At 73.2% G+C, this 15,247-nt stretch carries 13 protein-coding genes; 8 read left to right on the top strand and 5 right to left on the bottom strand.

Annotation, left to right across the window (positions count from 1 at the left end; genetic code table 11):
• Positions 1–36: 36 nt before the first annotated feature.
• The 5 genes from ACZ56U_RS17785 (at position 37) to ACZ56U_RS17805 (ending at position 6,721) form a co-directional block, all read left to right on the top strand.
• Positions 37–1,227, top strand: coding sequence for a flavin-containing monooxygenase (locus tag ACZ56U_RS17785; RefSeq protein WP_469084918.1), 1,191 nt, complete (start codon positions 37–39; stop codon positions 1,225–1,227).
• 153 nt (positions 1,228–1,380) lie between these two features.
• The gene (locus ACZ56U_RS17790; RefSeq protein WP_469084919.1) at positions 1,381–2,871 is read left to right on the top strand and encodes a flavin monoamine oxidase family protein; all 1,491 of its coding nucleotides are present in this window, start codon (positions 1,381–1,383) and stop codon (positions 2,869–2,871) included.
• Between the two features lie 142 nt (positions 2,872–3,013).
• On the top strand, positions 3,014–5,239 hold the full coding sequence (locus tag ACZ56U_RS17795) for an acetate--CoA ligase family protein (protein WP_469084920.1): 2,226 nt from the start codon (positions 3,014–3,016) through the stop codon (positions 5,237–5,239).
• Positions 5,239–6,030, top strand: a complete 792-nt coding sequence (locus ACZ56U_RS17800; RefSeq protein ID WP_469084921.1) for an enoyl-CoA hydratase/isomerase family protein — start codon at positions 5,239–5,241, stop codon at positions 6,028–6,030. The genes ACZ56U_RS17795 and ACZ56U_RS17800 overlap by 1 nt, the downstream gene beginning before the upstream one ends.
• A gap of 100 nt (positions 6,031–6,130) precedes the next feature.
• Complete coding sequence (locus ACZ56U_RS17805) at positions 6,131–6,721, top strand: flavin reductase family protein (protein WP_469084922.1); 591 nt, start codon at positions 6,131–6,133, stop codon at positions 6,719–6,721.
• 20 nt (positions 6,722–6,741) lie between these two features.
• Here the strand turns inward: ACZ56U_RS17805 and ACZ56U_RS17810 are convergent, their stop codons facing one another.
• Positions 6,742–8,049, bottom strand: a complete 1,308-nt coding sequence (locus tag ACZ56U_RS17810; RefSeq protein WP_469084923.1) for an MFS transporter — start codon at positions 8,047–8,049, stop codon at positions 6,742–6,744.
• Between the two features lie 71 nt (positions 8,050–8,120).
• Here ACZ56U_RS17810 and ACZ56U_RS17815 point away from each other — a divergent pair, with 71 nt between their 5' ends.
• Complete coding sequence (locus ACZ56U_RS17815) at positions 8,121–9,122, top strand: GlxA family transcriptional regulator (RefSeq protein ID WP_469084924.1); 1,002 nt, start codon at positions 8,121–8,123, stop codon at positions 9,120–9,122.
• Positions 9,123–9,199: 77 nt separating this feature from the next.
• On the opposite strand, the gene ACZ56U_RS17820 is transcribed toward ACZ56U_RS17815, so the two are convergent.
• Entirely contained in the window at positions 9,200–10,417 is a 1,218-nt protein-coding gene (locus ACZ56U_RS17820; protein ID WP_469084925.1) for an MFS transporter, read from the bottom strand.
• Between the two features lie 153 nt (positions 10,418–10,570).
• Between ACZ56U_RS17820 and ACZ56U_RS17825 the strand changes: the two genes are divergently transcribed.
• Positions 10,571–10,879, top strand: coding sequence for a hypothetical protein (locus ACZ56U_RS17825; protein WP_469084926.1), 309 nt, complete (start codon positions 10,571–10,573; stop codon positions 10,877–10,879).
• A gap of 22 nt (positions 10,880–10,901) precedes the next feature.
• On the opposite strand, the gene ACZ56U_RS17830 is transcribed toward ACZ56U_RS17825, so the two are convergent.
• The 3 genes from ACZ56U_RS17830 to ACZ56U_RS17840 form a co-directional block, all read right to left on the bottom strand.
• Positions 10,902–11,951 (bottom strand): Zn-dependent alcohol dehydrogenase, encoded by a 1,050-nt coding sequence (locus tag ACZ56U_RS17830; protein WP_469084927.1) that lies wholly within the window; start codon positions 11,949–11,951, stop codon positions 10,902–10,904.
• Positions 11,951–13,102 (bottom strand): acyl-CoA dehydrogenase family protein, encoded by a 1,152-nt coding sequence (locus ACZ56U_RS17835; RefSeq protein WP_469084928.1) that lies wholly within the window; start codon positions 13,100–13,102, stop codon positions 11,951–11,953. The genes ACZ56U_RS17830 and ACZ56U_RS17835 overlap by 1 nt, the downstream gene beginning before the upstream one ends.
• Positions 13,103–13,237: 135 nt before the next feature.
• Positions 13,238–14,143 carry an SDR family oxidoreductase gene (locus tag ACZ56U_RS17840; protein ID WP_469084929.1) on the bottom strand — a complete coding sequence of 302 codons (906 nt, stop codon included), beginning with the start codon at positions 14,141–14,143 and terminating at the stop codon, positions 13,238–13,240.
• 85 nt (positions 14,144–14,228) lie between these two features.
• Between ACZ56U_RS17840 and ACZ56U_RS17845 the strand changes: the two genes are divergently transcribed.
• Positions 14,229–15,164 (top strand): cyclase family protein, encoded by a 936-nt coding sequence (locus ACZ56U_RS17845; RefSeq protein WP_469084930.1) that lies wholly within the window; start codon positions 14,229–14,231, stop codon positions 15,162–15,164.
• The last annotated feature ends 83 nt before the right edge of the window (positions 15,165–15,247 follow it).

Here is a 15,247-nt window from a genome sequence, read left to right on the forward strand (position 1 = left end):
GACCCATCAACGGTTTGTCTGATTACGCTCGCGAACATGTCCGACTTCGCCGACTTGCCAGCGCCCTCCGCGGCCCGCCCCGTGTACGTCATCGGCGGCGGTCCGGCCGGTCTCGCCGCCGCCCACGCGCTGCGCGCCCGGGGCATCCGTGCCGTGGTGCTGGAGAGGTCCGACCGGGTCGGGGCGTCCTGGCGGCGCCACTACGACCGCCTCCGCCTGCACACCACCCGCCGCCTCTCGGCCCTGCCGGGGCTCGCGATGCCCCGCCGGTTCGGCCGCTGGGTCGCCCGCGAGGACGTGGTGCGCTACCTGGAGAAGTACGCCGAGCACCACGAGCTGGAGACCGTCACCGGCGTGGAGGTCTCCCGCGTCGAACGCTCCCCCGACGGCACCGGGTGGCTGCTGCACGCCACCGGCGGCCGCGAACTGACCGGCGCCGCGGTGGTCGTCGCCACCGGCTACAACCACACCCCGCTGATCCCCGACTGGCCGGGCCTGAAGTCCTACACCGGCGACCTCGTCCACGCCGCCGACTACCGCCGGCCCGGCCCCTACGCCAGCCGGGACGTCCTGGTCGTCGGCGCCGGCAACACCGGCGCGGAGATCGCCGTGGACCTGGTGGAGGGCGGTGCCTCGCGGGTACGGCTCGCGGTGCGCACCGCCCCGCACATCGTGCGGCGCTCCACGGCGGGCTGGGCCGCCCAGTACACGGGGGTGCTGGTACGCCGGCTGCCCGTCGGCCTCGTCGACCGGCTCGCCCGGCCGATGGCGAGGCTCAGCGTGCCGGACCTCTCCGCGCACGGCCTGCCCCGTCCCGACACCGGCCTCTACACCCGGGTCCGCGAGGGCGCCATCCCCGTCCAGGACGTCGGCCTCATCAACGCCGTGCGCTCCGGCAAGGTGGAGGTCGTGGCCGCCGTCGACGGCTTCGAGGACGCCGAGGTGCTCCTCGCCGACGGCACCCGTGTCACCCCGGACGCGGTGATCGCGGCCACCGGGTACAGCCGCGCCCTGGAGGACCTCCTCGGCCACCTCGACGTCCTGGACGAGCGGGGGCTGCCGGTGGTCAACGGGCCGCGCGCCCCGCAGAACGCGCCGGGCCTCTTCTTCACCGGGTTCGTCACCCCCATCAGCGGGACCCTCAGGGAAGTGGCGAAGGACGCCGAGCGGATCGCGAGGACGATCGCCAAGGACGGGGCCCGGCAGGTCTCCAGGCTCCCCGTCTGACGCGGCGCCCCCTCCGTCAACTCCCTCACGTGCGGCTTTCGTTACTCCTGGGTCAGAAGTGGCGAGAGAGCTGTACGCCGCCACCGCATGGGGCCAGAATGTGAGCACTGTTCATGTTCTGGCTCCACTCCCACCTCTCGCTCTTGACGGAGGATGCACGTGGCACGCGATAGACAGCTCTCCCGCCGCTCCCTGCTCGGCGGTGCCGCCGCGGCCGGTGCCGTGACACTCACCGGCACCGCGGCCTCACCCGCCGCCGCGGCCACCCGGGAGGCCGACGTGGTGATCGTCGGCGCCGGGCTCGCCGGACTCACCGCGGCCCGCGACCTGGTGGCGGCCGGCAAGTCGGTGGTCGTCCTGGAGGCCCGTGACCGCGTCGGCGGCCGGGTCGTGAACCTGCCCCTGGCGGGCGGCGGGGTCACCGAGGGCGGCGGCGAGTTCATCGGCCCCACCCAGGACCGCATCAAGGCCCTCGCCGACTCCCTGGGCGTCGCGACCTTCGCCACCTACAACACCGGCAAGAACCTCCTGTACAAGGACGGCAAGAGGACCCCGTACGCCACCGACGGCCTCCTCGGCTCGGTCCCGCCCATCGACGCGGCCGGTCTCGCCAACGCCGCGATCGTGCAGGCCACGTTGGACGACCTGGCCAAGCAGATACCGGTCGACGCGCCCTGGACCGCGCCGAAGGCCGCCGAATGGGACCGGCAGACCTTCGAGACCTGGCTGCGCGCCAACGCGGTGGTCCCCTCGGCCAAGTTCCTCTTCGACGTGGCCTGCACGTCGATCTTCTCGGCCGAACCCCGCGAACTGTCCTTCCTGTTCGTGCTCTTCTACATCGCCGCCGCCGGCAACGAGACCAACGTCGGCACCCTGGAGCGCCTCACCGAGACCGCGAACGGCGCCCAGGAGCTGCGCTTCGTCGGCGGCTCCCAGCTGGTGCCGATCAAGCTCGCCGCCACCCTCGGCGACCGGGTGGTGCTGAACGCCCCGGTGCGCACCATCGCCAGGTCCAGCGGCACGTACGTCGTGACGGCCGACGGCACCACCGTCACCGCCAAGCGGGTCGTCGTCGCCGTGCCCCCGCCGATCGCCGCGCGCATCACCTACGACCCCTTGCTCCCGGCCGCCCGGGACCAGCTCACCCAGCGGCTGCCGATGGCGTCGGTCGGCAAGGCCATCGCGATCTACGACACCCCGTTCTGGCGTGCCGACGGCCTCAACGGCCAGGTCGTCAGCGACACCGGCGTGATCAGCTCCACCTTCGACAACTCCCCGCCGGACGCCTCCTACGGGGCCCTGATGGGCTTCATCGAGGCCGACGAGGCCCGCAAGTTCGACGCGGCGAGCGAGGCGGAGGTCAAGGCGGCCGTCCTGAAGGACTACACGACGTACTTCGGCGCGAAAGCGGCCTCCCCCACCTCGTTCGTCCTGCAACGCTGGAACAACGAGGCCTACACCCGCGGCGGCCCCGTCTCCATCGCCGCCCCCGGCGTCCTGACCCAGTACGGTCCGGCCCTGCGCACCCCTGTCGGCGGCATCCACTGGGCGGGCACGGAGACCTCCGTCCACTGGATGGGGTTCATGGACGGTGCGGTGCGGTCGGGCGAGCGGGTGGCGAAGGAGGTCCTGGCGGCGCTCTGAGCGGCGTCCAGGCGGCTCTGCCGGGCGGCGCGGGGGCGGTCCATGCCCAACTTTGCGTGCACAACCATTCCTGACACAGCGTCAGTTCATTTAATCTGACACTGCGTCAGTTAATCGCTGTCACACAGGAGCGGGCGGACCGATGCTTGGATCAACCCACGGCACCCTCACCACCGACTCCCGCCGGGCCCGGGTCCTCGCGTGCGGCGAGCAACCCGGGCCCGCCGTCCACGGCAGGCCGGCCGACGTCGACGACCTCGACGTCAGCGGCCGCCCGCTGTACTGCGACGTCCCCGATCTGGAGCGGTTCTTCCGGCCGGAGTCGGTCGCCGTGATCGGCGCCTCCGACGGCGAGGGCCGCCCCAACACCGGCGTCACCCGGCAGTTGATCGCCTGGTCCGAACGGGTCGGCGCCCGACTGCACCCGGTGCACCCGACCCGGCCGACCGTCTTCGGCGTCCCCTGCGTGGCCTCCGTGGCCGACCTGCCCGAACAGGTCGACCTCGCCGTACTGCTCGTGGCCGACCCGCTCCCCGTGATCGAGGAACTGGCCGAGGCGAAGGTGAGGTTCGCGGTCGTCTTCGCCTCCGGGTTCGCGGAGACCGGCGAGGCGGGCGCCGCCGCGCAGGACCGGCTGGCCGCGACCGTGCGGCGCTCCGGGATGCGGCTGCTCGGCCCCAACACCAACCTCAACGCCTTCGAGCGGTTCCGCGACGACCTCGACGGGCCCGGCATCGCCCTGATCACCCAGTCCGGGCACCAGGGCCGCCCGGTCTTCGCCCTCCAGGAGCTCGGCATCCGCCTGACCCACTGGGCGCCGACCGGCAACGAGGCCGACCTGGAGACCGCCGACTTCCTCTCCTGGTTCGCCGAGCGGCCCGAGGTGGGCGCCATCGCCTGTTACATGGAGGGGATCAAGGACGGCCGTTCCTTCCTGCTCGCCGCCGACCGGGCCGCCCGCCGCAAGGTGCCGGTGGTCGCGGTCAAGGTGGGCCGCACCGAGACCGGCGCCCGCACGGCCGCCTCCCACACCGGCAAGCTGACCGGCGCGGACGCCGTGGTGGACGCGGCGATGCGGCAGTACGGCGTGATCCGCGTCGACGGTCTCGACGAACTCCAGGACACCGCCGCCCTGTTGGCGCGCGCCCGCCCGCCGCGGGCCGACGGGGTCGTCGTCTACTCGATCTCGGGCGGCACCGGCGCCCACGTCGCCGACCTGGCGACGGCGGCGGGCCTGAAGCTGCCCCCGCTCTCCCCGGCCAAGCAGGCCGAACTCCACCAGTGGATACCGCGGTACCTGAACGTCGCCAACCCCGTCGACAACGGCGGCCACCCGGTCGGCGACTGGCGCGGCCGGAAGATCATCGACGCGATCCTCGACGACCCGTCGGTCGGCGTGCTGATCTGCCCGGTCACCGGCCCCTTCCCGCCCCTCAGCGACAAGCTCGTGCGGGACCTGGTGGACGCGGCCGAGCGGACCGACAAGCTGGTGTGCGTGGTCTGGGGCTCCCCGGTCGGCACCGAACCGGCGTACCGCGAGGTCCTCCTCGGCTCCTCCCGGGTCGCCACCTTCCGCACGGTCGCGAACTGCGTCACCGCGGTCCGCGCCTATCTCGACCACCACCGCTTCGTCACCGGCTACCGCTCCCCGTTCGACGAGGCCCCGCGCACCGTCTCCCCCTCCTTCCGCAAGGCGCAGGCCCTGCTGCGACCGGGCCGGCAGCTGAGCGAGCACGCGGCCAAGCAGCTGCTGCGGGCCTACGGCATCCGGGTGCCGCGCGAGCAGCTGGTGACCAGCGCCGCGGCGGCCGTCCGCGCCGCGGGACTGGTGGGCTACCCGGTGGTGATGAAGGCGTCCGGGGCGCAGATCGCCCACAAGACCGAGCTGGGCCTGGTGAAGATCGGCCTCACCTCCGCCAGCCAGGTCCGCGACGCCTACCGGGAGTTGACCGACATCGCCCGCTACGAAGGGGTCTCGCTGGACGGTGTGCTGGTCTGCCAGATGGTCGAGCGGGGCGTCGAGATGGTCGTCGGCGTCACCCACGACGACCTCTTCGGACCGACCGTGACGGTGGGCCTCGGCGGGGTGCTCGTGGAGGTCCTGCGCGACACCGCCGTACGCGTGCCGCCGTTCGGGGAGGAGCAGGCCCGGGACATGTGCGGGGAGCTGCGCGGGCGGGCCCTGCTGGACGGGGTCCGGGGGCGCCCGCCGGCGGATCTGGACGCGCTCGTCGAGGTCGTCCTGCGGGTGCAGCGCATGGCGCTGGAACTCGGCGGCGAACTGGCCGAGTTGGACATCAACCCGCTGATGGTGCTGGACCGCGGCCAGGGTGCCGTGGCGCTGGACGCGCTGGCGGTGTGCCGCTGATGGCGCCGGTCGGGGTGCGCCAGGAGACCCGCGACCACGTCTGCCGCATCACGCTCGACCGGCCCGAGGCCCTCAACGCCCTCGCCCCGGCGCACCGGGACCACGTCATCGGGCTGCTGGGCGACGCCTCCGCCGACCCGGACGTACGGGCCGTCGTCCTCACCGGCACCGGCCGGGGCTTCTGTGCGGGCGCGGACCTGCGCGGGACGTCCGCGACGGCCGAGCGGGTGCCCGGTGACGTGGCCCGCACGATCCGTCTCGGCGCGCAGCGGCTCATCGCGGCCGTCCTCGACTGCGAGAAGCCGGTGATCGCCGCGGTGAACGGGACGGCGGCGGGCATCGGCGCGCATCTGGCGTTCGCCTGCGACCTGGTCCTCGCGGCGGAGTCGGCCCGTTTCATCGAGGTGTTCGTCCGCCGCGGGCTGGTCCCCGACGGCGGCGGCGCGTATCTCCTGCCCCGGCTGGTCGGCCCGCAGCGCGCCAAGGAGCTGATGTTCTTCGGCGACGCGCTCACCGCCGCCGACGCCGAGCGGCTCGGGCTGGTCAACCGGGTCGTGCCGGACGCGGAGTTGGACAAGACCTCGCGTGAGTGGGCGGCCCGTCTCGCCACCGGCCCGACCCGCGCCCTCGCGCTCACCAAACAGCTCGTCAACGCCTCCCTCGACACCGACCGCGCCACCGCCTTCGCCGCGGAGGCGGCCGCACAGGAGATCAACATGACGACCGAGGACGCCCGGGAGGGCGTGGCGAGCTTCGTGGAGCGCCGCGGTCCACGGTTCGGGGGGCGCTGAGGACGCAATCGGCCGTTCCGCTCCCGGCGCCCGCGTCCCCGTACCCCTTCCCATCTGACGGGCCGTCAGCTTCAATGGTGAGGTGATGGGACAAGCAGGCATGGCAGAGGCCGCCGTCCGCTACCTGCGGTCGGCCGGGGCGCCCGCGCCCGTGGAGGCGCTGCCCCGCCCCGAGCTGCGCTGCGTCCGCGAGGGCGAGCGGGCACCGGTCGGGCAGGGCGAGTTCCGGCGGGTGCTGGGGAGCTTCGCGACCGGTGTGGCGGTGGTGACGGCACCCGCGACCGACGCCGAGGGCCCCGGGGCCGGCCCCGCCGGTTTCGCCTGCCAGTCCTTCTCCTCCCTCTCCCTCGACCCGCCGCTGGTCGCCTTCATGGTCGGCCGCACGTCGACGACCTGGCCCCGTATCGCGCGCGCCGGGGTCTTCTGCGTCAACGTCCTCGCCGCCCACCAGGGCGAGCTGTGCCGTGGCTTCGCGGTGAGCGGGGCGGACAAGTTCGCGGGCGTGCCCTATGACGCGGCACCCTTCTCGGGGGCACCGCGCCTCGCGGACACGCTCGCGTGGATCGACTGCGCGATCCACGCGGTGCACACCGGCGGCGACCACCTGATCGTGGTGGGGCGGGTGGCGGCCCTGGGAGCGAGCGAGGAGGAGCGGGCGCCGCTGCTGTTCCACAGGGGCCGGTTCGCCTAGTGCCGCGGCACTGACAGGGCCTAAACCAGGGCCGGGATCTCCGTGACCGGCCGCCGCCGGATCACCAGCGCCATCAGCGCCGCCGCCGCGCACAGCGCCCCGGAGGTGTACCAGACCATGTCGTACGCGCCGAAGGCGTCCCGTGCCACGCCGCCGAGGAAGGCCACGAGCGCCGCCCCGACCTGGTGCGAGGCGAGGACCCAGCCGAAGACGATCGCGCTGTCGTCGCCGTACTGCTCGCGGCAGAGCGCGACGGTGGGCGGGACGGTGGCGACCCAGTCCAGGCCGTAGAAGACGATGAAGAAGATCATCGGCGGGTGGACGCTCGGCCCGAGCAGCATGGGCAGGAACAGCAGCGAGATCCCGCGCAGGGCGTAGTAGACCGCGAGCAGTCGGCGCGCGTCGAAGCGGTCGGTGAACCAGCCCGAGGCGATCGTGCCGACCACGTCGAACACCCCGATGACCGCGAGCAGGGAGGCGGCCGCGGTGATGGGCATGCCGTGGTCGTGGGCGGCGGGCACGAAGTGGGTCTGGATCAGGCCGTTGGTGGAGGCGCCGCAGATCGCGAAGGTGCCGGCGAGCAGCCAGAACGGGCCGGTGCGGGCGGCCTTGAAGAGCACGGTGACCGCGCGGCGGGCGGCGCCCGGCACGGGCTCCGGCTTGGGCACGAACTCCGTCGCGCCGTACGGTTTCAGGCCGACGTCGGCGGGGTGGTCGCGCAGCAGCAGCCAGACGAAGGGGACGACCGCCAGGGCGGCGAGGGACACTGTGACGGCCGCCGGGCGCCAGTCGTGCCGCTCCACCATCCAGGACAGCACCGGCAGGAAGATCAGCTGGCCGGAGGCGGAGGCGGCGGTCAGGATGCCGGTGACCAGGCCGCGCCGCGTGCTGAACCAGCGGTTGGTGACCGTCGCCGCGAACGCCAGCGCCATCGACCCGGAGCCCAGGCCCACCAGCAGCCCCCAGCACAGCAGCAGCTGCCAGGCCGCCGTCATCCACACCGTCAGCCCCGAGCCGGCCGCGATCACGGTGAGCGCCACGGCGACGACCCGGCGGATGCCGTAGCGGTCCATCAGCGCGGCCGCGAAGGGGGCGGTGAGCCCGTACAGCGCGAGGTTGATCGAGACGGCCGCGCCGATCGTGCCGCGCGACCAGCCGTACTCCTGGTGCAGCGGGTCGAAGAGCAGGCCGGGCAGGGAGCGGAAGGCGGCCGCCCCGATGATCGTCACGAAGGCGACGGCGGCCACGAACCAGGCGCGGTGGATGCGGCTCGGCTTCTTTCCCGTGCGGGGCGCCTGGACGGCGACGGGTTCGGTTGTCTGGGTCACGCCATAGAGCTTCCGATCCGCCGCTGTCCCGATCGAGTGGCCCGAAGGACAGCATTCGTTAGGATCGGGCCATGAGCCGTGAGCCGGAGTTCCGCCCGCACCGCGTGGTCGTCCTCGCCATGGACGGCCTGCTCCCCTTCGAGCTGGGCATCCCGCACCGGATCTTCGACCGCCCCAAGGACGCCGCGCACCGGGGCCTCTACGAGGTCGTGACCTGCTCGATCCGGCCGCCGGGCCCGGTCCGCACGGACTCCGACTTCGACATCATGGTCGCCAACGGCCCGGAGGCCCTGGCCACCGCCGACACCGTGATCGTCCCGGCGTCCTACGAGTTCGGCCCGGTCTACGAGGAGGGCGTCCTCACCCCCGAGCTGGCCGCCGCGCTCGCCCACATCCGCCCCGGCACCCGGCTCGCCTCCATCTGCACCGGCGTCTACGTCCTCGCCGCCGCGGGCTACCTCGACGGCCGCCCCGCCACCACGCACTGGGCGGACGCCGAGCGCCTCCAGCGGCTCTTCCCGCGGATCAGGGTCGACCCGAACGTCCTGTACGTGGACGACGGTGACGTCCTCACCTCCGCGGGCGTCGCCGCCGGCATCGACCTGTGCCTGCACATGGTGCGCCGCGACCACGGCACCGCCGTCGCCAACGCGGTGGCCCGGCGCACGGTCGTACCGCCGCACCGCGAGGGCGGCCAGGCCCAGTACATCCGGCGCCCGCTGCCCGAGCCCCAGGTGTCCGGCACCACCACGGCCCGCGCGTGGGCGCTGGGCCGGCTGCACGAGCCGATCCAGCTGCGGGACATGGCCGAGCAGGAGTCGATGTCGGTGCGGACCTTCACCCGCCGCTTCCGCGAGGAGGTCGGCATCAGCCCCGGCCAGTGGCTGACCCAGCAGCGTGTGGAGCACGCCCGCCACCTGCTGGAGACCACCGCCCTCTCCGTCGACCAGGTCGCCCGGGACGCCGGTTTCGGCACGGCCCAGTCGATGCGCCAGCACCTCCAGGCAGCGCTCGGCGTCACCCCGACCAGCTACCGGCGCACGTTCCGCACGGGGAGCGGGGTCAACGGCTAGCCCCGGACGGCACCCGAGCCCACGGCACCGTCAGAAACGGCCACCCCGGCCCCACGCCCCCCGAACCCACGGCAACGTCAAGAGCGGCCCGCCCGGTCCCCCACAGCCCCCGAGTTCACCGTATCGGCGGTCGGCCCCGCGTCCTCCCGTCGTGCCTCTCCCCACCACCCGAGCGCCGTCAGCAGCAGAGTCAGGGCCACGCCCGCCAGGATCGCCGTGGACGGGGTCACCACCTGGAGCAGCCCGCCGACGAGGGACCCGGTGGCCGCGTACCCCGCACCCGCGGCCGCGTACATCACGGAGTACCCCGCGGCCAGCGCGCTCGGCGGCACCGCCTCCCGCAGGGACAGGTTGCGGGTGATCAGCGCACCCGACTGGAGCATGCCCGCCAGGACGAGGGCGACGGCGATCCCGGCCGCCCCCGGTATCAGCGCGGCGAGGCTCACGAAGACCGACATCCCGCACATCAGCACCACACTGCGCCCCCGGAGCCGCCCCGGCCACGACCGCAGCCCGTACACGAACGCCCCGAGCCCCGCCCCGACGGCCAGCCCCGCCAGCATGGGCCCGGACCAGCCGACGCCGATGCCGCGCTGTTCCAGCAAGGCGGGCAACGTCAGTTCCGCCAGGCCGAGCAGGGTGAGGCTCGCCGCGCCCGTGACGTACACCGGCCAGGCGCGCAGCAGCACTCCGATGCGGCCGGACTCCCCGTCCCGCTCGCCCGTGTCCCAACGGGCCGGCAGCCACCAGTGCCCCGTGATCGACAGCGCCATCAGCGCGGCCCCGAGCAGCAGCGGGAGTCTCGGCGCGACCCCGAGGGCGAGCCCGGCGACCGCGACCGGGGAGACGGCCCACACCCCGGACATCAGCATCGACTCGGCGGACAGCGCCTGTGCCACGGACCGCTCCGGGACCAGCGAGGTCAGCAGCGCCCGCTGCCCTCCGGCGACCGCGGCCGGAGCCGCCCCGGCCAGGAACGCGAAGACCCCCAGGACCACGGGATGCGCCCCGGCCAGCATCCCGAGCCCCGCGAACCCGGCCGCCCCGCCCGCGAGCCCGAGCACCAGATGCCGACGGCCCCGCGCCGGGTCCATCCGCATCCCGAGCACCGGCGCCCCGATGATCTCGCCGATCACATACGCCGTCGCGAGCGCCGCCCCCAGCGTGTAGCCGCCGGGGCGCTCACGCACCAGGAAGACCAGCGCCAACGGGGCCATGGCGACCGGCATACGGGCGGCGACGGCGGTGCAGGACCAGATGAGCACCGGTTTGGTAGCAACGTCTCGGTAGGTCATGAGTCGAAACTACGACGCGGCACCGACAGCACCCCAGGAATTTCCCGACGCCTGTGGAAAACCCCTGGCATGTCCATAACGCCGGGGGCAACGCGCCCAGCGCGCAGGGCACATGGGACACTGCGCCCGCAGACGAGCCCGGCGGGAGCACCCGTGACACTGGAGGAACTGATCAACCAGCTGGCCGAGACGGACGACGGCCTGACCGTCTTCGCCGCCGAGCCCTGGACAGCGCGGAGCGACGCGACGGCGGTCCCCAACCTGGACGGTTCGAGCCGGCCCGACGCGGAGGGCCGCACCTACCTCCTGGAAGTCGTCCTGATCCGCGACGTCCTGGAGACCTGGCGGGCGCACCGCGGCGGCGCCGCGCCCTCCCCTCAAGAGGCGTGCGAGGCAGTCATCCACTACGCCGAGCACGACACCTATCCGTACCCGGACGAGGAACCGCCCCTCGCACCGTGACCACGGACAGGGAGCCCTCCGTTCAGAAGGTCAGCACGCCTCTGGCCACCTTCCCCGCCTCCGCGTCCGCCGCCGCCCGCTCGAACTCCTCCACCGGATAGGTCTGCGTGACCAACTCGTCGAGCAGCAGCCGCCCTTCCCGGTACAGCTCGGCGTAGAGCGCGATGTCCCGCTGGGGCCGCGAGGAGCCGTAGCGGCAGCCCAGGATCGACTTGTCCAAGAACAGGGACGCCACCACGAAGGACGCCTCCGCCCCGGCCGCGGGCATCCCGAGCAGGACCGCCTGCCCGTGCCGGTCCAGCAGGTCGACGGCCTGCCGTACGAGCTCGACCCGCCCCACGCACTCGAAGACGTGGTCCGCCCCCGTGGGCAGCAGGTCCCGCACCCCCTCGGCGGAGGTCAGGAAGTCGGTCGCCCCGAACCGCCGCGCCACCGCCTCCTTCGCCGGATTGGCGTCGACGGCGACGATCCGCGACGCCCCCGCGATCCGCGCCCCCTGGAGGACGTTGAGCCCGATCCCCCCGGTCCCGATGACGACGACACTGTCCCCGCGGTCCACCCTCGCCCGGTTCAGCACGGCCCCGACCCCGGTCAGCACCCCGCACCCGATGAGCGCGGCGGACGGCAGCGGGATGTCCTTGGGGATGCGCACCACCTGCACGGCCTTGACCACGGTCCGTTCGGCGAAGGCGGAGTTGGAGGCGAACTGGAACACCGGCCGCCCACCCAGCGAGAACGGTTGTCCGGGCCGCCCGATGGCCTTGCGGCACATGGTGGGCCGCCCACGGTCGCAGTCCGCGCAGGTCCCGCAGTTGGCCAGCGTGGACAGCGACACATGGTCGCCCGCCGCGACATGCGAGACCCCCGCCCCCACGGCCTCGACGATCCCCGCCCCCTCGTGCCCCAGCACCACCGGCACGGGGAAGGGAATGGTCCCGTCGACGACCGACAGATCGCTGTGACACAGCCCCGCCGCCGCGACGGCGACCAGCACCTCCCCCGGCCCCGGTCCCCGTACCTCCAGGTCGTCGACGACCTCGACCCGCTTCCCGTCGAACACCACGCCGCGCATCACACAACCCCCTTGGGTTCCTTCGGCAGCCCGAGCACCCGCTCGGCGATGATCGTGCGCTGGACCTGGTCCGAGCCGCCGTAGATCGTGTCGGCCCGGGAGAAGAGGAACAGGTGCTGAAACGCGTCGAGTTCGTAGGGCGCGGCGGCCGACCAGTCGGCGGGGCCCGCGCCGGCCCGCACGCCCCGCACCTGCATCGCCAGCTCCCCGAGCCGCTGGTGCCACCCGCCCCACAGGAGTTTGGCGACGCTGGAGGCGCCGGCGTCGCCCGAACCCCCGAGCGTCCGCAGGGCGTTCCATCGCATCACCCGCAGTTCGGCCCACTGCCGGACCAGCCGGTCCCGTACGACGGGATCCGTGACCGCCCCACTCGCCACGGCCGCCGCCACGACGCGCCCCAACTCCTCGGCGAACCCGATCTGCTGGGCGAGCGTGGACACCCCCCGCTCGAACCCGAGCAGGCTCATCGCGACCCGCCAGCCGTTGCCCACGCCCCCGACGACATGCTCGGCGCGCGCGTGGGCCCCGTCGAAGAACACCTCGTTGAACTCGCTGGTCCCGGTCATCTGCCGGATCGGCCGCACCTCGATCCGCCCCGGCTGGTCCATGGGCACCAGCAGGAAGGTCAGGCCGTGGTGGCGGACGGAACCCGGCTCGCTGCGCGCCAGCACGAAACACCAGCCGGCCTCGCGCGCGAGCGAGGTCCAGATCTTCTGCCCGGTGATCCGGTACGCCCCGTCCGCGTCCCGCTCGGCCCGCGTGCGCACCCCGGCCAGGTCGGACCCGGCACCGGGTTCGCTGTACCCCTGACACCAGAGCTCGTCCCCGGCGGCAATGGCCGGCAGGAACCGGGCCTTCTGTTCGGCCGAGCCGTGCGCGAGCAGCGTGGGCGCCAGCAGGTTCTCCCCGATGTGCCCGGACCGCGGCGGCGCCTCGGACCGCGCGTACTCCTCGGCCCAGACGACCTGTTGGGTGAGCGTGGCGGTCCGGTTCCCGTACCCGCCCTCGGACCATCCCAGCCCGATCCACCCGGCTTTCCCAAGGGCACGCTCCCAACCGCGACGGTCCAGCCCGGCCGAGGCATGTGCGCCGAGCCACGCCCGAGCCTCCGCACGGAAGGCCTCGTCCTCAGCGGTAAACCCGAAGTCCACAGAGGGCTCCTCTCAACACCGGACAGGTGACGCACCCAAGGGGCGCGGGGCTGTATCGACATGCGGCTACCGCCGCGTGGGCGGGACCGGCCACCGACGACTCGCACCCGCGAGCGGACACCAGGACCCGAGCTCTCAGGCGTTGGGCCGCTCCCCTTCCCGCGCCGCCCTTTCCATCCCCGCCACCCGCGACAGCATCGGCATCGGATCCACCCCCACCGTCCCCGGCAGGAACTCCGCGATCGTCTCCGGCGTCCACCCGCCGGAGGCGTACGCCGCGCGCAGCTCCCGCGGCTGGGCCCACACCGCGATCTTCGGCCCGGCGACCGTGTACACCTGCCCGGTGATCTCCCGGGCCCGTTCCGAGAGCAGGTACACGACGAGCGCGGCCACGTCCTCCGGCTCCCCGATCTCCGCCAGCTCCATGGGGACCCCGGCGGACATCCGGGTACGGGCCACCGGCGCGACGGCGTTCGCGGTGACCCCGTACTTGCTGAGGCCCAGCGCCGCGCTGCGCACCAGCGAGATGATCCCGCCCTTGGCCGCGCTGTAGTTGGCCTGCGAGACGGACCCCTGGTGGTTTCCGCTGGTGAACCCGATCAGGGTCCCGCCGCGCTGCCGCCGCATCACCGCGGAGGCCGCCCGGAACACGGTGAACGTGCCCTTCAGATGGGTGGCGACCACCGGGTCCCACTCCTCCTCGGTCATGTTGAACAGCATCCGCTCGCGCAGGATCCCGGCGACGCAGACGGCCCCGTCGAGGCGCCCGTAGGACGACAGCGCCGTGTCGACGATCCGTTGGCCGCCCGCCATGGTCGAGACGTCGTCGGCCACCGCGACGGCCTCGCCGCCGGCCGCCTCGATCTCCTTGACGACCTCGGCGGCGACCTCGCTGGTCGGCGATCCGCCGTCCACGGACACCCCGTAGTCGTTGACGACGACCAACGCCCCCTCGGCCGCCGCCGAGAGCGCCACCGCCCGTCCGATCCCGCGCCCGGCCCCGGTCACGGCGATCACCTTGCCTGCCAAGAAGTTCCCCACGCCCGGCCCCTTCCCGCGGTTTCTGACGGACCGTTAGATTTTATGACCCGTCAGATACCCGTAGACAAGCCCCGGGGGAGCACCGATGCCACTGCCCGCGATGCATCCGGCGTTTCACGACATCGCCAAGCGCGTGAACAACTGGGGCCGTTGGGGCGCCGATGACGAGATCGGCACCCTCAACCTGATCACCGACGAAGTGGTGCGGCAGGCCGCGGCGGAGGTCAGGACGGGCCGTCGCGTCCCGCTCGCCCTGCCGCTGAAGGAGGACGGCGTGCAGAGCGGAATGATCCCGGGGCGGATCAACCCGCTGCACGCCATGACGCAGATCAACCAGGAGATCTTCGGCCCCGGCACGGTCGCGTGCAGCGACGACGCCGTGACCATGGGGCTCCAGGCGGCCACCCACTGGGACGCGCTCACCCATGTCTCGCACTCGGGCAGGCTCTACAACGGCCGCCCGGCCGGCACCATCACCGCGCACGGCGGCGCCGAGTTCGGCGGGATCGACAAGGCGCGGCACATCGTCTCGCGCGGGGTCCTGCTGGATGTCGCCCGCGCGCACGGCACCGCTCGGCTGGGCGGCGCGCACGCCGTCACCCCGGAGGACCTGGAGGCGGCCGAGGAACTCGCGGGCACCCGCGTGCGCGCGGGCGACATCGTGCTCGTACGGACCGGGCAGGTGCAGGTGTACCTGGCGGGCGACAAGCACGCCTACGGCCATCCGTCTCCGGGGCTGTCGGTCCGTACGCCGGAGTGGTTCCACGCCCGCGATGTCGCGGCGGTCGCGAACGACACGCTGACCTTCGAGATCTTCCCGCCCGAGATCGAGGACCTGTGGCTGGCGGTGCACGCGCTGGACCTCGTGGAGATGGGGATGCTCCAGGGTCAGAACTGGAATCTCGAAGAGTTGTCCACAGCCTGTGGAGAAGAAGGTCGCTACACGTTCCTGCTGTCGGCCATGCCCGAGCCGTTCGTCGGCGGGACGGGGACGCCGGTGGCGCCGGTCGCCGTCCTGTGACCCGGCGGGCGCGGACAAGGACGGACGGCGGCACCCGGGCACCCGCCCCGAGCAGGGCGCCGCGTGCCGCCGTCCGGCTCCGG

The organism is Streptomyces sp. NPDC034103 (genome assembly GCF_055575395.1).